Below are 20281 nucleotides of genomic sequence, written 5' to 3' on the forward strand. Positions count from 1 at the left end.
CCTCGTGACCGAGCCAACCAACCCGCAAGGACGGACCGCGCCATCCTCTGCCACCCTCGGCGGCGAGGAACTCGCCTTAATCGACCGCTACTGGCAGGCGGCCAACTATCTCTCGGTCGGCCAGATCTACCTGCTCGACAATCCGTTGCTGCGCGAGCCGCTTCAGCCGCAGCACATCAAATCACGGCTTCTCGGCCATTGGGGCACGACACCGGGTCTGAACTTCATCTACGTCCACCTCAACCGGCTGATCAAAGCGCGTGATCTCGACGCGATCTACATCTGCGGCCCCGGCCATGGCGGTCCCGGCATCGTTGCCAACACCTACCTCGAAGGCACCTACAGCGAGGTCTATCCCGACATCGCACAGGATACGGAGGGCATGCGCCGGCTGTTCCGGCAGTTCTCGTTCCCCGGCGGCATCCCGAGCCACGTCGCGCCCGAGACCCCCGGCTCGATCCACGAGGGCGGAGAACTCGGCTACGCCATCGTCCACGCCTTCGGCGCGGTGTTCGACAATCCCGACCTGATCGCGGCTTGCGTGATTGGCGACGGCGAGGCCGAGACCGGGCCGCTCGCCGCCTCGTGGCAGTCCAACAAGTTCCTGAGCCCGGTCACCGACGGCGCGGTGCTGCCGATCCTCCACCTCAACGGCTACAAGATCGCAAACCCGACCGTGCTCGGTCGGATGCGGGACGACGAGTTGGAGTCCCTGTTCACCGGCTTCGGCTACGAGCCCTTCTTCGTCGAGGGCGACCAGCCCGAGCCCATGCACCGGGCGATGGCCGAAGCGCTCGACCGCGCGGTGGCGCGCATCAAGGACATCCAGGCCGAGGCGCGGGGCGGCGGCATGGGCTTCCGGCGCCCGCGCTGGCCGATGATCGTGCTGCGCAGCCCCAAGGGCTGGACTGGGCCGAAGACCGTGGACGGCAAACGGGTGGAGGGCTTCTGGCGCGCGCATCAGGTGCCCGTGGGCAACGCCCGGACCGATGACGGCCACCGCCAGATCCTCGAAGACTGGATGCGGAGCTATCGCCCCGAAACCCTGTTCGACGAGACCGGCCGCCTGCGGCCCGAACTCGCCGCCCTGGCGCCCGAGGGCAACCGGCGCATGAGCGCCAACCCCCACGCCAATGGCGGTCTGCTACGCCGGGAGCTGCGCTGTCCCCGGTGGCAGGATTTCGCCCTCACGGTGTCCAAGCCCGGCGCCGAAATCGGCGAGGCCACCCGCACCCTCGGGCGGTATTTGCGCGACGTGATCAGGCTCAACGCCGAGGCGCGCAACTTCCGCATCATGGGGCCGGACGAGACCGCCTCGAACCGGCTCGACGCGGTGTTCGAGGCGACCGACCGGGTTTGGATCGAGAATATCGAGCCCTACGACGTCAGCCTCGCCCACGAGGGCCGGGTGATGGAGGTTCTGAGCGAGCATCTCTGCCAGGGCTGGCTCGAAGGCTACCTGCTCACCGGCCGCCACGGCCTGTTCTCCTGCTACGAGGCGTTCATCCACATCGTCGATTCGATGTTCAACCAGCACGCCAAGTGGCTGAAGGTGTCGCGCGAACTCGGCTGGCGCCGGCCGATCTCCTCGCTCAACTACCTCCTGACCTCGCATGTCTGGCGCCAGGACCATAACGGCTTCAGCCACCAGGATCCCGGCTTCATCGATCACGTCGCCAACAAGAAGTCGGACATCGTCCGGGTCTACCTGCCGCCGGACGCCAACACCCTGCTCTGGGTGGCCGACCACTGCCTGCAGACCTACGACCGCATCAACGTGATTGTGGCCGGCAAGCAGCCGCAGCCGCAATGGCTCAGCGCGCACGAGGCCGGTCTCCATTGCGAGGCGGGCATCGGCATCTGGTCCTGGGCCGGGACGGACGAGACCGGGCTCGAACCCGATGTCGTGATGGCCTGCGCCGGCGACGTGCCGACGCTCGAAACCCTGGCCGCCGTCGATCTCCTGAAGCAGGCCGTTCCCGGCCTTCGCATCCGGGTCGTCAACGTGGTCGATCTGATGACCCTGCAATCGAACAGGGACCACCCGCACGGGCTGACGGACGCCGCGTTCGACAGCCTGTTCACCCGCGATAAGCCGGTGATCTTCGCCTATCACGGCTATCCCTATCTCATTCACCGGCTGACCTATTCCCGGGCCAACCACGCCAACATGCATGTGCGCGGCTTCATCGAGGAGGGCACCACGACGACGCCGTTCGACATGGTGGTGCTGAACGAGCTCGACCGTTTCCACCTCGCCATCGAAGCGATCGACCGGGTGCCGGGGCTGGTGACGCGGGCGGCAGGAGCCAAGCAGGCGTTCCGGGACCGCCTCACGGCACACAAGCTCTACATCCGCGAGTACGGTGAGGACATGCCCGAGATCCAGGGCTGGAAATGGCCCTACGAGACGCGCCAGGAAACCGGAACCCCGCACTGAGCGGCGCCGCTCGCTCGGGGTCGGCGGGCTTGCGTCGATGCGCCCTGCGGGGTCTATCCCGTTCCTTTCCACGGATGGCACCGTGCGGCAGGTTGGCGGGCGCGGGGACGGACTCGAGGGCGCATGGACACGCAAGAGGTCGGCCGCGTGCTGGTCGCCGGAGGCGGCATCGCCGGTCTCGCCGTTAGGCGCGCCCTGCACCAGCAGGGCATCCCCTCGCTCACGCTGGAACGGCGCGGCGTACAGGCGGATGCGGGATTGGCGATCAATCTGCCCGGCAACGCCGTGCGCGCATTGAGCCAGTTCGGCTTGCTCGATGCACTCCGCGCGGTCGGCGCGCCGGTGCGGCGTCGCGAATACCGCACCGAGCGCGGACGCCTCCTCTTCGCGGTGGACGAGACCGCGTTCTGGGGTACGGAAACGGGGCCGCATTGCCTGCGCCGCGCCGACCTGCTGCACCTGTTGCAGGGCGATCTCCCTCCGGGCGACATCCGCCGGGGTGTCGAGATCGCCGCCGTTCGCCAGGGGCCGCCGGGCGTCGCGGCTGAACTCGCCGATGGCTCGACCGAGAGCGGCGGGCTGCTCGTGGGGGCGGACGGGGTTCACTCGGCGGTCCGCCGCAGCCTGTTCGGGGAACAGGCCCTCGGATCGGCGATGCTGGCGACCCAGAGCTGGCGCTTCATGACGCCCAATCCCGGCGTCGAGGCCTGGACGCTGTGGGCTGGGGCCGGTGCCTTGTTCCTGCTCATTCCGGTCGATCGCGGCGAAGCCTATGGCTGGGCCTCGGTGAGCGCAGGGCGGGAGCGTGGCCCCGATCCGGCCGCGATCCGCGGCGCGTTCGCGCCCTTTCCCCGGCTGGTGCGCGACACGCTCGATGCGGTCCTGTCGCAACCGGATGCGGTCTATCACTCGCCGCTGGAAGAGGTTCGCATCCCGGCCTGGACCCGCGACCGCGTCGTCCTGCTGGGCGATGCAGCCCACGCCACCGCACCGGTCTGGGCCCAAGGCGCTGCGCTCGCCCTGGAGGATGCACAGGTTTTGGCCCGCTTGCTGGCGGAGCGGGCGGATTGGGATCGCGTCGGGCCGGATTACGAACGGCTGCGGCGTCCCCGCGTCGCACATGTCCAGAGCATGACCGATCGTCTGTCGCGCACGGCGCGGATGCCGGACTGGGCGCGGAACGTTCTGCTCCCCGTCGTCGGCCCACGCAGCTACCGCGCCACCTATGCCCCGCTCCGCACGCCGACGGGCTGAGGCCGGGTCGCGGCAAAGCCGAAACAGTCAGTTCCGACAGGGGCGGAACGGCTTCGGCAATGGATCGGGGAAGAAGGTTGGAGCGGGTACCGGGAATCGAACCCGGGTATTCAGCTTGGAAGGCTGCTGCTCTACCATTGAGCTACACCCGCCGAACGCAACTCACGCCGAGCACCGGTTTCCCGGAACCTTCCGCACAGGGCGGCGTGGCGAGCGGCATTGCAGCGGGGCGATAGCATGCCTCGGCCTCTTTGAGAAGCGCGAAGCGGGATCTCGCGCCGACGCGGAAGCTGTGCGAGGGAGGGGGACGACCGGGCAAATCCTCCCGGTTCAGGCTCGTTCGTCGGATCCGCCGCCGTTGTTTCCTCGCCGTAAACCCGCTCCTCCCACGGCCACCGGACAGGACGGCGTGTCGGCTGCATCGTCATCCGTGCGCCTCGACATCCGCGGTGTGAGCCGGCGCTACGGCCGGATGCTGGCGCTCGACGACGTCTCGCTTTCGCTGTCGGCGGGCGAGATCCTGGCGGTTCTCGGTGATTCCGGGTGCGGGAAGAGCACGCTGCTGCGGCTGGTCGCCGGGCTCGATGAACCCGATGCTGGCGAAATTCACATCGATGGCCGGCGCATCGCCGGTCGCGGCGGCGGCGAACCGCCCGAGACCCGCGGCGTCGGCCTGATGTTTCAGGATTACGCCCTGTTTCCCCACCTCACCGTGCTGGCCAATGTCCGGTTCGGCCTGAGCCATTTGCCGGGCGCGCGGGCGCGGACCGTGGCGCGGGAGCGCCTCGCCGAGGTCGGTCTGGCGGGTCGTGAGACAAGCTACCCGGCGACGCTGTCCGGCGGCGAGGCTCAGCGGGTGGCGCTGGCGCGGGCGCTCGCACCGCGTCCCCGGGTGCTGCTCCTCGACGAGCCGTTCTCGAACCTCGATGCCGGCACCCGAGAGCGGGTTCGTGCCGACACGCTCGCCGTTCTGCGTCAGGACGGCATCAGCGCCATCCTCGTGACCCACGACGCCGCCGAGGCCGTCGAGTTCGCCGACCGCATCGCCCTGATGCGGAAGGGCCAGTTGATCCAGTGCGACACCGCCGAAGCCTTGTATCGCGCGCCCGTGAGCCCCTTCGCCGCGAGGGCGCTCGGTGACGTCGTGACGGTGGCGGGCCTCGCCTCCGGCGGCCGTCTGGCGACGCCGCTGGGAACGGTCGCCCTGCCCTCCTCCGGGCCCGACGGAGCCGTGCAGGTCTGCCTACGGCCGGAGGCGATCCGCATCGTGCCGCGCGGCGAAGGCGTGCCGGGCCGGGTGCTGCGCCGCAACTTTGCCGGCGGGAGCACCCGCATCGACGTTGAGATTCCGGGGCTCGACGAGCCCCTGCGCCTCACCGCGGCGCAGGAGGATCATGTGGATGACAGGATCGAGCTGGGGCTCGTCGAAGGCAGAATCCTCGTCTTCACCGAATGCGAATCCGCTTGAGATGTCAATTTTATCTAGAATAAGTATAAATCATCAGACTTGTCCGGCTCCCTGCCCGCCTATAACACCCGGCGAGCATCACTGATGCTTGGGGGGAATAGAATGTTGCGGCTGCGGCGCTTCGGTTGTTTCGTAGGTTTCAGCGTTGCCTTTGCTCTGGCTGGCCAGGCCGAGAGTGCTGAGGTGAACCTCTATACGACCCGCGAGCCGGGCCTGATCCGGCCTCTCCTCGACGCCTACACCGCCAAGAGCGGCGTGACGGTGAACACCGTCTTTGTCGAGAAGGGCTTGGCCGAGCGCGTCGCGGCGGAAGGTGCCCGCGGCAATGCCGACGTGGTCATGACGGTCGATATCGGCAACTTGATCGAGTTGGTCGACCGCGACCTCGCTCAGCCGGTCCGCTCCGCGGTTCTGGAGGCAGCCGTACCGGCGCCGCTTCGCGACGGGGACGGGCGCTGGTACGCCCTCTCCATGCGCGCCCGCGTGCTCTACGCCGACAAGGCGCTCTCCGACCTGAACGCCGCGACCTACGAATCGCTGGCCGATCCAAAGTGGCGGGGCAAGATCTGCCTCCGGTCGGGCCAGCATCCCTACAACACGGCCCTCATCGCCGCCTTCCTCGTGCGCCATGGCGCGGAGAAGACCGAGGAGTGGCTTCGCGGCGTGAAGGCCAACCTTGCCCGCAAGGCGGCCGGGGGCGACCGGGACGTGGCGCGCGACATCGCCGCGGACCTTTGCGAAATCGGGCTCGCCAACTCCTACTATGTCGGGCTGATGCGCTCGGGCCGCGGGGGTCCGGATCAGCAGAAATGGGGCGAGGCGATCAAGGTCGTGCTGCCGACCTTCGAGGGCGGCGGCACCCACGTGAACGTTTCGGGCGCCGTGGTCGCCAAGCACGCGCCGCATCGCGAGGAAGCGGTCAAGCTGCTCGAATACCTCGTCTCCGACGAGGCGCAGGCGCTCTACGCCAAGGCCGACTTCGAGTATCCGGTGAAAGCCGGCGTCGCGGCCGATCCGATGCTGCAGGCGCTCGGCCCGCTCAGCTTCGACACGACGCCGCTCGTCGAGATCGCCCGCAACCGCAAGGCGGCGAGCCTGCTCGCGGACAAGGTCGGCTTCGACAACTGACCGCTCTCAAGCATCAGGGGTCCGTTCCCGGCGGCCGGCCGACAGAACGCCGAGGGGACGGATCGCAGGATCATCGATGACGCCCGCTCGTGGCTTCCTCTACGCGGCGGCGGCGCTGCTGGCCGCCGTCCTCCTGGCGCCGGTCGCCTCGCTCGCGGTCGCGGCGGCCGACGGGTCCGGCGAGTTGTGGCCGCATCTTGCGGCCTATGTGCTGCCGCAGGCGATCCGCGAGACGGGCTTGCTTCTCGCCGGTGTCGGAATCCTGGTGATCGGGCTCGGCACCGGAACGGCGTGGCTCGTCTCGGCCTTCGCCTTCCCCGGCCGTCGGCTGCTCGACGCGGCCCTACTGCTGCCGCTCGCGGTGCCAACCTACGTGGTGGCCTACGCCTATCTCGATCTAATGCACCCGCTCGGTCCGGTGCAGAGCGGACTGCGCGGGCTGCTCGGCCTATCGAGCCCACGCGACCTGTCCTTTCCCGATCTGCGCTCACTGCCCGGCTGCATTCTGCTCCTCGGCTTCGTCCTCTACCCCTACGTCTACCTGCCGACCCGGGCGCTGTTCCTGATGCGGGCGGGGACGCTGCTGGAGGCCGCGCGGATGCTCGGAGCCGGACCGGCGCGGACCTTCTTCCGGGTGGCGCTGCCGCTGGCTCGGCCCGCCATCGCCCTCGGCACCGGTCTCGCACTGATGGAGGCGCTCAACGATGTCGGCGCGGCCGAGTTCCTGGGGGTCCGCACCCTCACGGTGCAGGTCTACGCAACCTGGGTGAACCGCTCGGACCTGCCCGGCGCCGCGCAGATCGCCCTGGTGATGCTGGCCGGCGTCGTCGGTCTCGTCGCGCTCGAGCGGCTCGCTCGCGGCGGAAGAGGCTATGCCGGTTCGGGCCATCGCGACCGGCCGACCGCGCGTCGGCCGCTGTCGGGATGGCGGGCGGGTCTCGCTATCGGCCTCGGCCTCACTCCCGTGCTGCTCGGCTTCGGCCTGCCCGCGGGCTATCTCGCATGGGCCGTCTGGCAGAGACTAACCGGGATGGGGCTGCCGGACACCCTCGCCGCGCAGGCCCTCAACACCGTGCTCTACGCGGGCGCCGCGACCCTGGTCACGGTCGCGGTGGGGCTGCTGGTGGCTGCCTCCCCGCATCTCCTGGGGCGACGTAGCGGACTGGCACTGATCCGGGCCGCCGGTCTCGGCTACGCGATGCCGGGCACGGTGCTGGCCGTGGGGCTCCTCGCCCCGCTCGCGCTGCTTGATACCGGGCTGACCAATCTGGCCGGCGCCGGGCTCGGCTGGGCACCCGCCGTCGGCCTCGGCACGGGCGCAGCGCTGGTCATCGCCTATACGCTCCGCTTCCTGACCATTCCGGTCGGCGCGACGGAAGCAGGTTTCGCGCGCATCCCCTCGACCCTTCCCGACGCGGCGCGGATGCTGGGACGCGGGCGCTTCGGCACACTCCTCGCGGTGCAATTGCCGCTGGCATGGCCCGCCGTCCTGAGCGGGGCGCTGCTCGCCTTCGTGGATATGGCGAAGGAATTACCGGTGACGTTGCTTCTGCGTCCGCTCAACGTCGAGACGCTGAGCACGCACCTCTACGGCGAAGCCGCTCGCGGCACCTACGAGGACGGTGCCGCGAGCGCGCTGTTGATCGTGATGACGGGTCTGATCCCCGTTGCCTTGCTGCTGCGCCTCAACCGGGGCGCCGGGCTGCGGCCGAGCCGGTCGGACGCCTGACCGGGTCTTACATGCCGCCAAGCAGCACGTTCATCGAGCCGACGAAGGTCATCACGAGGCCGCAGGCGAAAACGGCGATCATGGCGTAGGAGACGGGCTTCAGTTGCATGCTCGGTCAACTCCTTACGGTCGGTGGCTCCCACCTGCGGCGTCGGCCCCGCATGGTCGCGGAATGGCCAACGTCCCGGCAGGCGGAGGGAGAGGCAGAAACCGGGCCATTCAGGCCCAGTCATTACCATCAACGACAGAAACGCTCAGTCATTCCGTCGAGAGAGCAAGAAAAATGCGACGAGACGATGAAGCGCATCTCGAATCGCGAAGATGTGAGGCCGTTATGGCCAATATTATCGATAAAGTTCCACTGGAAATAGCGACTTGCACGATATCACAGTCTCGTGGCGCCGGGATTCGGCGCCCGGAGCTCAGCAGCGCGTACCACCAGACGTCTGGCCATATTGCTTGACCGGGAAGTTCTGCTGGTTCGCATTGCCCTCGGCCGCCGAGCTCATCGGGCAGGCGGTGTGCGCGGGGCTGTCGTGGACACCGAGCGAACCCGTGACCTCCACGTCGGAGGTTGTGGCCGGGCGGGCGTTCCGGTCGAAGGCCATCACGGAAGAGGCCGGAGCGGTCACGCCGATGATGACGGCGGCAACGACGGCGGCAAGACGGGTCTTCATGTGATGTTCACTTTCTCTTGTTCGGCGCCTTCTCTTGAAAGCGCAGTCTCGTCCTCTGGTGTTACTGATATAGGCGACAGAACTTGAGCATGACGTGCCGAGGCACACGCACCGTCCGGGATTAAACTCGAACCGCGATTTGATCCTCGGCCCATTGCACGGGACCGGGTTGCCGGACGCCACGAAGCGGGCAGCGCCGCATTGCGGACGCGCTTCGGCGAGGCCGCGCCGGACCTCACTGAAGCAAGCGTTATCGTGTGTCCTGTCGTGCCTGAGCGCGGCGCGTCAGCGCCGGTTCGACAGGCGGGGATTGGTCTCGGCCGGGCCGGGAAGCGCCCTGCGTTCGAGCCCCTTGTGGAGATGAACCATCAACGCCACGCCGAAGAGCGGCGTCACGAGGTTGACGATCGGCACGATCATCAGACCGGCGAGCAGGCAGCCGGCCGCGATCACCGTGAAGCCGTAATGCTCGCGCATCGCCCGCGCCTCCGGAAGGGAGCGGAAACGGCCGGCGGCCAGCTCGAAATATTCGCGGCCGAGGAGGTAAGCGTTGGCGCCGAAAAAGGCGACGAGGTTCACCCCCGGCACGAAGACGAGGATCAGCGCCACGAAGTTCACGAGCAGGGCGAGGCCGGCGAAGCGGAAAGCCGAGCCGAGCGCCTGCCCCCACGGCAGGGCACGCCCCGGCGTGTCGGCGGGAAAGTCGCTGTGCTCGACCACTTCGGCGACGTCGTCGAGGAAGAAGCCGGCCACGAGGATCGACACCGCGGGCATGATGTAGGCCAAAGCCACGAACAGCCCGGCACCGGCCAGGAAGAAGGCCAGGGTGTCGAGGAACGGGTAGTCGGCCGAGATGTGATGGCTCGCCTGGAAGGCCTGGATCAGGCGCGTCAGTCCGAACCACACGACCACCAGCAGCCCGATCGTGAGCGCCAGCGATTTGAACAGAATGCCGCGCAGGGCGGGGGAGAATACCTGCCGCATAGCGGCGGCAGCGGCCTTGATGAGCATCGCGCCCTTCAATCCTCTCGATGATCCGCACCCACCCGAGGCGGGTTCTCGCCACTCCGCGGGGATGGCGCAAGCCCCAGCTTCGGGGAAACCCTGACGAAGCGCGGCTCTTGAGCGCGATTGAGGCGTTGCCCGCATAGATCCGCCGGAGATCCGTCCATGGCCCGCCCCGCTCTCTCCCGTCTCGTCCTGCTCGGCTCCCTGCTCGCCACCGTTCCCGCCACCTTGCCTGCCGCCGCCCACGAAGTCGGAGCCTGGGCGGGCGCCAGCTCCGCCCCGGCGGAGCGCTCCGAAGTCGCGGTCGCGGCGCTCGACGGCAAGGCCTACGTCATCGGCGATTATAACGGCGCGACCGAACTGCTGATCTACGATCTGGCCACCGATCGCTGGAGCAAGGGCGCGCCCTTCCCCTACCCCGTCCACCACACCATGGCGGCCGAACAGGGCGGGCGGATCTACGTGTTCGGCGGCTACGTCAACGGCTGGGAGGCGACCGACAAAGTCTGGGCGTACGATCCGAAGGCGAACGCCTGGGAGGCCCGCACGCCGATGCCGACCCCGCGGGCCGCGGGCGGGGCGGCGCCGCTCAGCGACAAGATCCACGTCGTCGGCGGCAGCGGGTCGGGACGCGGCAACGTCCGCTCCCACGAGGTCTACGATCCGGCGAACGATAGGTGGAGCACGGCCGCCAACCTGCCGACGCCCCGCGACCACCTCGCGGTGCAGACGGTGGAGGGCCGCATCGTCGCCAGCGGAGGCCGGATCGACGGCGATTCGAGCAAGAACCTCGCGGCCAATCAGGTCTACGATCCGGCGCGTGACGCCTGGAGCGAGGCGGCGCCCCTGCCGACCGCGCGCAGCGGCGTCGCCTCCGCCGTGCTCGGCCGCGAGGTCTTCGTCATCGGCGGCGAGTCGAATCGCAGGACCTACGACGAGGTCGAGGCCTTCGATTTGCCGGGCAATCTCTGGCGCGCCCTGGCCCGGCTTCCCACCGCCCGCCACGGTTTCGGCGCGGTTACCTACAAGGGCCGCATCTTCACTCTCACCGGAAGCCCGCGGCCGGGCGGCGACCGGTCGGGAACGGTCGAAGTGCTCGATCCGAACGGTGCTGCGCCGGCCCGCTGACCGAGAGAAGGCGGCCACGAACGCTTGCCGCGACAGGGTCAGCGGACGACATGAGGGCCGCTGCCCCCCCGGATCCGCTTCGAAATCATGCGCCCTGCCCCCGAGCACGCCCGCTTCCGCCCGACCGTCGCGCCCCGTGTCTCGCCCGTCCCGGCCGCGCCCGACGTGGTCGTGATCGGTGCGGGCGCCGCCGGGATCGCCTCGGCCCGGCGGTTGATCGAGCGCGGCCTGTCGGTGGCGGTTCTCGAAGCGCGCGACCGGGTCGGCGGACGCGCGGTGACGACGCAGCTGCGCGGCCATGCGATCGATCTCGGCGCGCACTGGATGCATGCCGGACCGATCAACCCCCTCATCGCCCTCGCCCGGAGCCGCGGCGAGCCCCTGCGGCGGGCCGCACAGCACGAGCATCTCTGGATTGGCCGGCGTCCGGCGCGTGCGGATGAGGAAGCCGCCTTCTCCCGCGCCTTCGACGTCGCCGACCGGGCGATCACGGGCGCGGCGTCCCGCGCGCAGGACGGGCCGGCCGCCGGCGCCTTGCCCCGCCATCTCGGGCCCTGGCGTGAGCGCATTGCCGGCGTCCACGCCCTCGTTTCGGGACGTCCTCTCGAGGAGGTGTCGCTGCACGACTGGCCGAGCATGGAATACGGCGACAACTTCTTCATCGCGGGCGGCTACGGCGCCTATCTCGCCCGTTTGGCGCTTGAACTGCCGATCCGGCTCGGATGCCCCGTGACCGGCCTCGATTGGTCGGGGCCGGGCGTGCGCGTGCAACTCGCCGACGGTGGGCAGCTCGCCGCGCGGGCCGTCATCGTCACCGTTCCGATGCCCGTGCTCCAGGCGGCGTTCCGCTTCGATCCCCCGCTGCCCGAACGGACGCGCGCGGCCATCGACGGCTTCCTGTCGGGCATCTACGAGCACGTCGTCCTGCACTGGCCCTCGGCGCCGTTCCACGGCCGCGACCGGCTCGCCAGCGTGGTCGGCGGACGCCACAAACCGCCGGGGATGCTGACCCGGATCGACGGCACGCCGTTCCACTATTTCGAGCTGGATACCGCTTTGACCCGCGCCCTCGACGCCGCCGGGGCCGGCCCCGATGGGGCGCGTCGCCTCGCCCGCGCGGTTCTGGCCGAGCATTTCGGCCGCGCCGCCCTGGCCGACCTCGCGATTCCGGCCGTAACCGCTTGGCGGCACGATCCCTGGTCGCGGGGCTCTTGGGCCGTGGTTCCCCCCGGACACGCGGCCGCCCGGGCGACGCTCCAGGAGCCGGTCGGCGAGCGGATCTGGTTCGCGGGCGAGGCGAATTCCCGTGCGCAATGGGGCACCGCGGGCGGCGCCTACGAGGAAGGGCAACGCGCGGCCGATCGCGTCGCCGACAGGCTCACCGACGATCGTGCCCCGCTGCGGGCGAGCGCCTGAGCGCTCCCGCACTTGCATCCCCCACCCGGATGGGCGAACCGCCGACGCGACAAACGCGCAGGAGCGCCCGCCGGAGCGAGGGCCGGCCGGGAGGCCGGGGGGAACGCGATGAACTGGGTCGAAGCCATCGGCTATCTCGGGACGGCGCTCACCGTCGCCTCCTCGGCGATGGGGACGATGATCCCGCTGCGGATCGTGGCCCTGTGCGCGAGCTGCGCCGTCATCACCTACGGCTACCTGATCGGCAGCGTGCCGGTGATGCTCACCGAGGCGATCCAGATCCCGTTCAACGCGTGGCGGCTCTACGAGATGGTCCGTCTCGTGCGCGAGACCGAGCGAGCGGCTTCCGGCGACCTCTCCCTCGACTGGCTGAAATCCTTCGGCACCTCCCGCCGCTTCCGGGCCGGCGAGGTGCTGTTCCTGAAGGGCGACCCGGCCCACGAGATGTACCTGATCGAGAGCGGGCGCTTCCGCATCGCCGAGCACGGCCTCGACGTGCGGCCGGGCCAGATCGTCGGCGAACTCGGCATGCTCTCGCCCGGCAATCGCCGCACCGGCTCGCTCGCCTGCGTCGAGGCCGGCACGGCACGCTGCCTGTCCTATTCCGAGGTGAAACAGCTCTATTATCAGAACCCGGAATTCGGCTTCTACTTTCTGAAGTTGACGAGCGAGCGCCTGTTCCAGAGTGCCGCCGAGGCGACGGGGGCGCAACGCACCGTGCCGGCGGGCAGCGACGTGCTGTGAGTCTCAGTCGGGTTGCCGCATGAAGCTGTCGGGCGTGCCCGTTCCGGCTTCGACGAACTGGATGTCGCGCGGCCCGCGCCGGGGTGTGTCGACGGAGAGGAACACCACCGGCTCCTCCAGGATCTCCGGCACGGAATGCACCACCCCGCGCTTGAAGAACACGAGCATGCCTGGCCTGACCTCGACCGGCGCCGCCTCGCCGAATTGCATCCGGCAGCGGCCGGAGAGGGCGTAGAGATACTCGTCGCAGGTCGTGTGATAGTGCGGCGGCGTCGGCCGGTAGACCCGGAAGACGCGGGCGCTCGCGGTCTCGTCGTCGGTGAAGCGGTGATCGGCCACCATCGTCGCCGCGGTCTCGGGAAGGCGGCGCACGCTCTCGGCCACGTCGAACACCGCATGGCCGGCGGATCCTGGCTCGTCCATTCTGCGGTGCTCCCGTTTGGTCCGGCAGCGATTATGCCGACGAGGGCGGCCGGTGCACAGGGGCCAGCGGCCCACGCATTTCATCAACCGGGCGAAAATGTTAGGGATAGGGCAACGTCCCGAGCGGTGATCGCCGGCTTTCGGGACAACACGACAGTTTCGCGGCGCCGCGCGGTTTGCGGCCCGGACATTGATGACGCGGAGATGATGCGCGGATACGAGGGAAACGCCCAGGTCATGGCGGATGTCGCCACCGTGATCGAGCAGGCGCAGCGCGAAGGTCGCGATCTCGCGACGGCTTTGCGCATCGCCCGGGTGACGCTCGCCTATGTCAGCGGCCCCGAGCCCGAGCCGGATCAGGCCCGCGCGCTGGAAGCGCTCGACCGGCAGCTGCGTGCACTCTCGGACTGAGCGTAGGTCACGAAAATCCCGATCGTCTCCGCTCCGCGCACAGGGCGATTTTCGTGAGCGGCATGAAGGAATGGCAAGCGCTGCGCGCGTGAACGGCGCCAAGAGGCGTGCTCGCCCCTTGGATTCCGAGCCGCAGATAGACCGGTCAGCCGAAGCCGCTCAGCCCGCCGCCTGCACGATCAGCGTCACGGCTCCGAACAGCAACACGGCAAGCACGGCCACGCCCATCAGGATGAGGGCCGCCCGCGACTCGCGTAGCTCGTGATTCTCCATGGTCCGAGCTTAAGCAATGCGGCGCGCGGCGCATAGAGCATCGCCGCGAAAGGTGGCCTCCGGCTTTCGGAAAAAGATGATGCGAAAACAAGAGGTTCGAGCATCGTCCTTGATTTGATATCCGGCACGACGCTTGAACGCGGCGGTGGCATTTCAAAAGTGCCGGGCGTGCCGACGCGGGCCGAGGATCACGATATCCTCCGGGCATACGACCCGATCCATCCGCGTTGCGTCCGGCGCCAGGTTGCCGTGCAGGGGCTGAACCGCCCAGCGGCCGTACCAATCGCGGGAGGGCGAGAACCGGGCCGCCTCCGACGATGGGCCGACCTCGATCGGTGTACCAGCGAAGCGTGCCTCGCCGGAACCGTCCGCAAGCAATCCGAACAGGATCGGCTGCACGTCGCGGTCCGGGGCGTTCTTCGCGGGGTTGGGCAACGACATTTCCAAAAGCTTTCTCGAGGGCAGATCAGAGTGTCCGAAATCGGGACGGTCCTCCGCATCGCTGCAAATCCGAAGCCCGGCGCGATGGTCCCGCGGCGGTACGCGCGGTCGAGACAGTGGATTCGTTGCAACCCTGGTTCGTCACTTGCCACGGCCAGGGCGAGACGACCCGACAGGGCACCGAATGTTTCGGGTTGGCACGCCGTCACGGCCAACGCGGCACGGTGGCGATCCCTTTCGAGACCGAACCACCGACGCGATGAGAAGACGTCCCGCGATGAAGAGCGTTTTCGAAGCCATCCTGAGCCCGATGCAGCGTCGCTTCGCGGCCCTCGGTCTCCTCGGTGCCCTGGCTGTCACCGTGACGTGGTGGTTCATCATCGCCCGCGGCGTCTGGCTGGCGGTCGAATGGGCTTCAGCCTGACGCCGAGATCGTCCCCGAAAACGTTCTTTCAAAAGAACGTTGCGTGATAGATTTTCTGTCTATTTTCCCGCGCATTTGAAGAAATTTCGTCTTATTCGCCTTGTGAAGAGCACTGGTCTCGGGCTCTGTATCAAGCATCTCACATGGCGCTACGCTTGACATCGTTCTTTAAAAAGAACACTTCGTCTCCAGAGGCGGGCGAGGTCCGCGATGTGGAGGCGAGACGACGTGTTCGACGGATATCCGATCAAGCCCGGCGCGACACCCTATCGGCGCGCGGTCCTTCTCGGTCTCGCCATGACCGTCTGCCTTGCATCTGCCGGCAGCGCCCAGGCGCAGACCGAGATCCTCAACGTCTCCTATGACCCGACGCGCGAGCTCTACCGCGAGGTCAACGCGGCCTTCGCCGAGGAGTGGAAGGCCAAGACCGGCGAGACGATCACCGTGCGCGCCGCCCATGGCGGTTCGGGCGCGCAGGCTCGTACCGTCATCGACGGCATCCCGGCGGACGTCGTGACCCTCGGCATCCCCTCCGATATCGATGCCATCGCCAAGATCTCGAAGAAGATCCCGGCGGATTGGCGCACCAAGCTTCCGAACGAGGGCCTGCCCTACACCTCGACCGTCGTGTTCCTCGTCCGCAAGGGCAACCCGAAGGGCGTGAAGGATTGGGACGACCTGGCCAAGCCGGACGTGAAGGTCATCACCCCGAACCCGAAGACGTCGGCGGGCGGGCGCTGGAACTTCCTCGCGGCGTGGGGCTACGCCTACGAGCGGGACGGCCGGGACAAGGAGAAGGCCAACGCCTTCCTCGGCTCGCTCTACAAGAACGTGCCCGTGCTCGACACCGGCGCCCGGGGCTCGACCGTGACCTTCGCTCAGCGCGGCCTCGGCGACGTTCTGCCGACCTGGGAGAACGAGGCCTTCCTCGTGCTGGAGGAGTTCGGCAAGGACAAATTCGACATCGTCGTGCCGCCGACCTCGATCTATGCCGAGCCGCCGGTCGCCCTCGTTGACGCCAACGTCGACAAGAAGGGCACCCGCAAGCAGGCCGAGGCCTATCTCCAGTTCCTCTACGGCGACAAGGCGCAGGCGATCTTCGCCAAGCACCATTATCGCCCGATCAAGCGCGAGGCGGCCAAGCCCGAGGATCTCGCGCAACTTCCCGAGATCAAGCTGTTCAAGATCGAGGATCTTCAAGGCTCGTGGGACGAGATCCAAAAGGCCAACTTCGACAATGGCGGCCTGTTCGATCAGTTGAGCAAGGCTGGGCGCTGACCGCATGGGCGAGCCCGTGAAACCCCGGCGGCGCTTCCGCCAGAGGAGCGTGATTCCCGGCTTCGGGCTCACGCTCGGCTACACGCTGACCTGCCTGAGCCTGATCGTGCTGCTGCCGCTGGCCACCCTCGTGGTGAAAGCGTCGGGTCTCGGCCTGTCCGGCATCTGGGACGTCGCCACCGATCCGCGCGTGGCCAGCGCGCTGCGCGTGAGCTTCGGCGTGTCGTTGCTCGCCGCGCTCACGGCCTCGGTCTTCGGCGGCATCGTCGCCTGGGTGCTGACCCGCTACGACTTCCCCGGCCGAAAGCTCGCCGACGCCGTGGTCGATCTGCCCTTCGCCCTGCCGACGGCCGTGGCCGGCATCGCGCTGGCCTCGCTCTATGCCCCGAACGGACTGGTGGGTGAGCAGCTCGCCAAGGTCGGCATCGAGGCGGCCTACACGCCGGTCGGCATCTTCATCGCGATGGTGTTCATCGGTCTGCCGTTTGCCGTACGCACGGTGCAGCCGCTCATCGCCGAGATCGACAAGGAGGTGGAGGAAGCCTCCGCCATCCTCGGCGCCTCGCGGATCACAACGCTGACGCGGGTGGTGCTGCCGCCGCTGATCCCGGCGGTGCTGACCGGCTTCGCTCTCGCCTTCGCCCGCGGCGTCGGCGAGTACGGCTCGATCATCTTCATCGCCGGCAACCTGCCCTACGTTTCCGAGATCGCGCCGCTGCTCATCGTCATCAAGCTCTCGGAATTCGACTATGCGGGCGCCAGCGCCATCGCCGTGATCATGCTGGCGATCTCCTTCGTGACCCTGCTCGCGATCAACCTGATCCAGGCCTGGAGCCGGCGGAGATTCGGCTATGTCTGAGGCGCTGGCTCAAAGCCCCGGCACGCCGCCGCGGCACGAAATGCTGCGGCTTCCCGCCAGCGTCGTCACCGAGCGGCGGGTCGTGCGATGGCTGCTGATCGCGGTCGCGCTGACCTTCCTCGGCCTCTTCCTCGTCCTGCCGCTGCTCACGGTGTTCGCGCAGGCTCTGGCCAAGGGCTGGGGCGCCTACCTCGCCGCCTTCTCTGAGCCCGACGCGCATTCCGCAATCCGCCTGACCCTGATCGTCGCGGCGATCGCCGTGCCGTTCAACCTCGTCTTCGGCGTTGCGGCCTCCTGGGCCGTCGCCAAGTTCGAGTTCGCCAGCAAGAACCTGCTCGTCACCCTGATCGACCTGCCCTTCTCGGTCTCGCCGGTGGTGTCCGGGTTGATCTACGTGCTGGTGTTCGGCTCGCGCGGCCTGTTCGGCCCGTTCCTCGTCGAGCACGACATCCAGATCATCTTCGCGGTGCCCGGCATCGTGCTCGCGACGATCTTCGTCACCTTCCCCTTCGTCGCGCGCCAGCTCATTCCGCTCATGCAAGAGCAGGGCACGGCGGAGGAAGAGGCGGCGCTGACCCTCGGCGCTTCCGGATGGCACGCCTTCCGGACTGTGACGTTACCCAATATCCGCTGGGGCCTGCTCTACAGCGTCCTGCTCTGCAACGCCCGCGCGATGGGCGAGTTCGGCGCGGTCTCGGTCGTCTCCGGCCATATCCGCGGACTCACCAATACGCTGCCGCTGCACGTGGAGATCCTCTACAATGAGTACAACTTCGTTGCCGCGTTCGCCGTCGCCTCTCTCCTTGCCGGGCTCGCTCTTGTCACCCTCGCCGTCAAATCCGTCCTCGAATGGCGCTACGCCGACGACATCGCGGCGGGGGCACGCCGCCACTGATCTTGTGGGAACGGCGACGGCGATCCGGATCGAGGATGTCTCGAAGACCTTCGAGACGGCGGCGGTGCTGCACGACTTCACCCTCGACGTGCGAGCGGGTGAATTGCTGGCACTGCTCGGCCCCTCGGGCTCCGGCAAGACCACCTTGCTGCGCATCATCGCCGGGCTCGACTTCCCCGATCGCGGCCGGATCATCTTCGGCGGCGACGATGCCACGCAGGTGCCGGTGCAGCGCCGCGCGGTCGGGTTCGTGTTCCAGCACTACGCCCTGTTCAAGCACATGACGGTGGCGCAGAACATCGCCTACGGGCTCAACGCCCGGAAGCGTTCCGAGCGTCCGGACAAGGCCGAGATCAAGCGCCGCGTCGGCAACCTGCTCGACCTGATCAAGCTCTCCGGCTTCGCCGACCGCTACCCGAGCCAGCTCTCCGGCGGCCAGCGCCAGCGCATCGCGCTCGCCCGTGCCCTCGCGGTCGAGCCGCGCGTGCTGCTGCTCGATGAGCCGTTCGGCGCGCTCGACGCACAGGTGCGAAAGGATCTGCGCCGCTGGCTCCGGGAGATTCACGATCGCACCGGGCAGACGACGATCTTCGTCACCCACGACCAGGACGAAGCGCTCGAACTCTCCGACCGCGTCGCGGTGCTCGACCGCGGCCGCCTGGAACAGGTCGGCACGCCGGACGAAGTACAGGAGAACCCCGTTTCACCGACAGTGCTCAAGTTTCTCGGCGATACGATCGAGGTCGAAGCGATCGCCCAGAACGGGCAGGTTCTCGTGAACGGAAGGCCCACGCCGCTGACCGCCCCGAACGGATTGGTGGGACCGGTCAAGCTCTACGCTCGCCCCTGGCAGCTGCAGTTCGCCGAACCGGACACCGCCCATCTCACCGGGACGGTGCGCTCCTCGTACCGGACGCAGGGACGTCAGCGGATCGAGATCGACCGCCCCGGCGCGAAGGTTGTGGTGGTGGAAGCTGCAGACACGGCCCGCCTCGCCGCCGGCCGTGAGGTCGGCCTGCGGATCGTCGGCGGCCACGTGTTTCCCTGAGCCAGACGTCGGAGAGTCTGTCCTCTCCGGCTGCCGATAAGACCTCAGCCCGCGCGTCTCGTTCTGCAGTCGAGACCGCGGGCTTCTTGCTGATCGCTGACTCTTTTGTCGGCCAGGCTCTCGGTGATGCTGATCGGCCCCCACGCGGTGGTCCAAGTTCTAAGTTAGTGCAGGGTCGGCCTTTGCTCCACGGGTCGCTTGGCCGGCGGAGCCGACCGAGTGAGCGCAGCCGGCCAAGCGGTGAAGGCCGGCACGAACACCTCCGGGGCCGGTGGTCGGTAGCCGAGCGAGGCGTGCGGGCGCACGCTGTTGTAGTGTAGACGCCAACTCTCGATCACGATCTGCGCCTCCTTGAGCGTGTAGAAGATCTCACCGTTCAAAAGCTCGTCCCGTAGTCGTGCGTTGAAGCTCTCGACGTAACCGTTCTCCCATGGCGAGCCGGGTGCGATGTAGGCTGTTCTGGCGCCGACACCGGTGATCCAGGCCTGCACGGACTTGGCGATGAACTCCGGACCGTTGTCCGAGCGGATATGGCTGGGCACGCCGCGCAGGATGAACAGGTCGGACAGCACGTCGATCACGTCCGCCGCCTTCAGCTTGCGTGCGACGCGGATCGCTAGGCACTCCCGCGTGAACTCATCGACCACGTTCAGCATCCGGAACTTGCGGCCCTCGTGCGTGCGGGCTTCGACAAAGTCGTAGGACCAGACGTGATCGCGACGCTCCGCCCGCAATCGCAGGCAGGAACCATCCCCGTCCCAGATGCGGCCGCGCTTGGGCTGCCGAGACGGGACCTTCAGCCCCTCGCGCCGCCAGATCCGTTCGACCCGCTTGTCGTTGACGAACCAGCCCGCCGCCTTCAGCAATGCACCGATCTTCCGGTAGCCGTAGCGCCCGTACTGGCGAGCCAGTTCCACGAGGTCGGCTGTCAGCGCGGCCTCATCCTCTCTTCCCCGCGGCACCTTGCGCTGCGTCGAGCGATGCTGCCCGAGCGCCCGACAGGCGCGGCGCTCGGAGACGTCTAGGACGTTCATGACATGCGCGATGCAGGCGCGTCGGCGCGCGGGGCTGGTCAGTTTCCCCGAGCGGCCTCCTGCAGGATCAGCTTGTCGAGGGTGAGATCCGCAATCGCCTTGCGCAGCCGCTGGTTCTCAACCTCCAGGTCCTTCATCCGTCGAACCTGATCGCTCTTCAGGCCGCCGTACTCCTTGCGCCAGCGGTAGTAGGTCACTTCCGT

Annotated in this window: 19 protein-coding genes and 1 tRNA gene (1 of these 20 cut by a window edge); 14 read left to right on the forward strand and 6 right to left on the reverse strand. The window is 68.1% G+C overall.

The genetic code is table 11. The annotated features are described in order from the left end of the window. Positions 1 to 4 precede the first annotated feature (4 nt). Entirely contained in the window at positions 5 to 2440 is a 2436-nt protein-coding gene (locus MSPGM_RS02345) for a phosphoketolase (RefSeq protein WP_003599999.1), read from the forward strand. 123 nt (positions 2441 to 2563) lie between these two features. Beyond that, positions 2564 to 3694 carry an FAD-dependent monooxygenase gene (locus tag MSPGM_RS02350; protein WP_003600001.1) on the forward strand — a complete coding sequence of 377 codons (1131 nt, stop codon included), beginning with the start codon at positions 2564 to 2566 and terminating at the stop codon, positions 3692 to 3694. A 78-nt stretch (positions 3695 to 3772) separates the two neighbouring features. Here MSPGM_RS02350 and MSPGM_RS02355 read toward each other — a convergent pair. Beyond that, positions 3773 to 3846, reverse strand: a tRNA-Gly gene (locus MSPGM_RS02355). Positions 3847 to 4103: 257 nt separating this feature from the next. Here MSPGM_RS02355 and MSPGM_RS02360 point away from each other — a divergent pair. From MSPGM_RS02360 to MSPGM_RS02370, 3 genes are all read left to right on the forward strand, one after another. Next, on the forward strand, positions 4104 to 5162 hold the full coding sequence (locus tag MSPGM_RS02360; RefSeq protein WP_003602159.1) for an ABC transporter ATP-binding protein: 1059 nt from the start codon (positions 4104 to 4106) through the stop codon (positions 5160 to 5162). Between the two features lie 102 nt (positions 5163 to 5264). Beyond that, positions 5265 to 6290, forward strand: a complete 1026-nt coding sequence (locus tag MSPGM_RS02365; protein WP_003602160.1) for an extracellular solute-binding protein — start codon at positions 5265 to 5267, stop codon at positions 6288 to 6290. 76 nt (positions 6291 to 6366) lie between these two features. Then, positions 6367 to 8019, forward strand: coding sequence for an ABC transporter permease (locus tag MSPGM_RS02370; protein ID WP_003602161.1), 1653 nt, complete (start codon positions 6367 to 6369; stop codon positions 8017 to 8019). A 422-nt stretch (positions 8020 to 8441) separates the two neighbouring features. On the opposite strand, the gene MSPGM_RS02375 is transcribed toward MSPGM_RS02370, so the two are convergent. Then, positions 8442 to 8696 (reverse strand): hypothetical protein, encoded by a 255-nt coding sequence (locus tag MSPGM_RS02375; protein ID WP_003602163.1) that lies wholly within the window; start codon positions 8694 to 8696, stop codon positions 8442 to 8444. 285 nt (positions 8697 to 8981) lie between these two features. Then, a complete protein-coding gene (locus tag MSPGM_RS02380; protein WP_003602164.1) occupies positions 8982 to 9707 on the reverse strand; it encodes a sulfate transporter family protein in 726 nt (241 codons plus the stop codon). A 159-nt stretch (positions 9708 to 9866) separates the two neighbouring features. On the opposite strand from MSPGM_RS02380, the gene MSPGM_RS02385 reads away from it, so the two are divergent. The 3 genes from MSPGM_RS02385 to MSPGM_RS02395 all read left to right on the forward strand — a co-directional run bounded on the left by MSPGM_RS02385 (position 9867) and on the right by MSPGM_RS02395 (position 12992). Further along, complete coding sequence (locus MSPGM_RS02385; RefSeq protein WP_003602165.1) at positions 9867 to 10832, forward strand: Kelch repeat-containing protein; 966 nt, start codon at positions 9867 to 9869, stop codon at positions 10830 to 10832. 87 nt (positions 10833 to 10919) lie between these two features. Next, on the forward strand, positions 10920 to 12248 hold the full coding sequence (locus tag MSPGM_RS02390; RefSeq protein ID WP_003602167.1) for a flavin monoamine oxidase family protein: 1329 nt from the start codon (positions 10920 to 10922) through the stop codon (positions 12246 to 12248). 108 nt (positions 12249 to 12356) lie between these two features. Further along, positions 12357 to 12992, forward strand: coding sequence for a cyclic nucleotide-binding domain-containing protein (locus tag MSPGM_RS02395; protein WP_003602168.1), 636 nt, complete (start codon positions 12357 to 12359; stop codon positions 12990 to 12992). Between the two features lie 3 nt (positions 12993 to 12995). On the opposite strand, the gene MSPGM_RS02400 is transcribed toward MSPGM_RS02395, so the two are convergent. Continuing rightward, complete coding sequence (locus MSPGM_RS02400; protein WP_003602170.1) at positions 12996 to 13415, reverse strand: cupin domain-containing protein; 420 nt, start codon at positions 13413 to 13415, stop codon at positions 12996 to 12998. 207 nt (positions 13416 to 13622) lie between these two features. Between MSPGM_RS02400 and MSPGM_RS02405 the strand changes: the two genes are divergently transcribed. Continuing rightward, on the forward strand, positions 13623 to 13826 hold the full coding sequence (locus tag MSPGM_RS02405) for a hypothetical protein (protein WP_012605665.1): 204 nt from the start codon (positions 13623 to 13625) through the stop codon (positions 13824 to 13826). Between the two features lie 426 nt (positions 13827 to 14252). Here the strand turns inward: MSPGM_RS02405 and MSPGM_RS02410 are convergent, their stop codons facing one another. Then, entirely contained in the window at positions 14253 to 14540 is a 288-nt protein-coding gene (locus MSPGM_RS02410) for a hypothetical protein (RefSeq protein ID WP_003602175.1), read from the reverse strand. A gap of 277 nt (positions 14541 to 14817) precedes the next feature. Here MSPGM_RS02410 and MSPGM_RS02415 point away from each other — a divergent pair, with 277 nt between their 5' ends. The 5 genes from MSPGM_RS02415 (at position 14818) to MSPGM_RS02435 (ending at position 19044) form a co-directional block, all read left to right on the forward strand. Beyond that, positions 14818 to 14964, forward strand: coding sequence for a hypothetical protein (locus MSPGM_RS02415; protein WP_003602177.1), 147 nt, complete (start codon positions 14818 to 14820; stop codon positions 14962 to 14964). Positions 14965 to 15174: 210 nt separating this feature from the next. Next, complete coding sequence (locus MSPGM_RS02420) at positions 15175 to 16242, forward strand: sulfate ABC transporter substrate-binding protein (RefSeq protein WP_003602180.1); 1068 nt, start codon at positions 15175 to 15177, stop codon at positions 16240 to 16242. A gap of 4 nt (positions 16243 to 16246) precedes the next feature. Then, the gene (gene cysT / locus MSPGM_RS02425; protein ID WP_003602181.1) at positions 16247 to 17101 is read left to right on the forward strand and encodes a sulfate ABC transporter permease subunit CysT; all 855 of its coding nucleotides are present in this window, start codon (positions 16247 to 16249) and stop codon (positions 17099 to 17101) included. Beyond that, on the forward strand, positions 17094 to 17996 hold the full coding sequence (gene cysW / locus MSPGM_RS02430; RefSeq protein ID WP_261926144.1) for a sulfate ABC transporter permease subunit CysW: 903 nt from the start codon (positions 17094 to 17096) through the stop codon (positions 17994 to 17996). The genes cysT and cysW overlap by 8 nt, the downstream gene beginning before the upstream one ends. A gap of 4 nt (positions 17997 to 18000) precedes the next feature. After that, entirely contained in the window at positions 18001 to 19044 is a 1044-nt protein-coding gene (locus tag MSPGM_RS02435; protein WP_003602184.1) for a sulfate/molybdate ABC transporter ATP-binding protein, read from the forward strand. A 164-nt stretch (positions 19045 to 19208) separates the two neighbouring features. Here the strand turns inward: MSPGM_RS02435 and MSPGM_RS02440 are convergent. After that, positions 19209 to 20281 (reverse strand): IS3-like element ISMex5 family transposase gene (locus tag MSPGM_RS02440; RefSeq protein ID WP_209688052.1). Its coding sequence is split into 2 segments (ribosomal slippage): positions 19209 to 20128 and positions 20128 to 20281, totalling 1185 coding nucleotides (it continues 111 nt past the right edge of the window); the frame shifts between segments, so codons are not numbered across the junction.

The sequence above is a fragment of the Methylorubrum sp. GM97 genome (assembly GCF_024347855.1).
Classification (GTDB): Bacteria; Pseudomonadota; Alphaproteobacteria; order Rhizobiales; family Beijerinckiaceae; genus Methylobacterium; species Methylobacterium extorquens.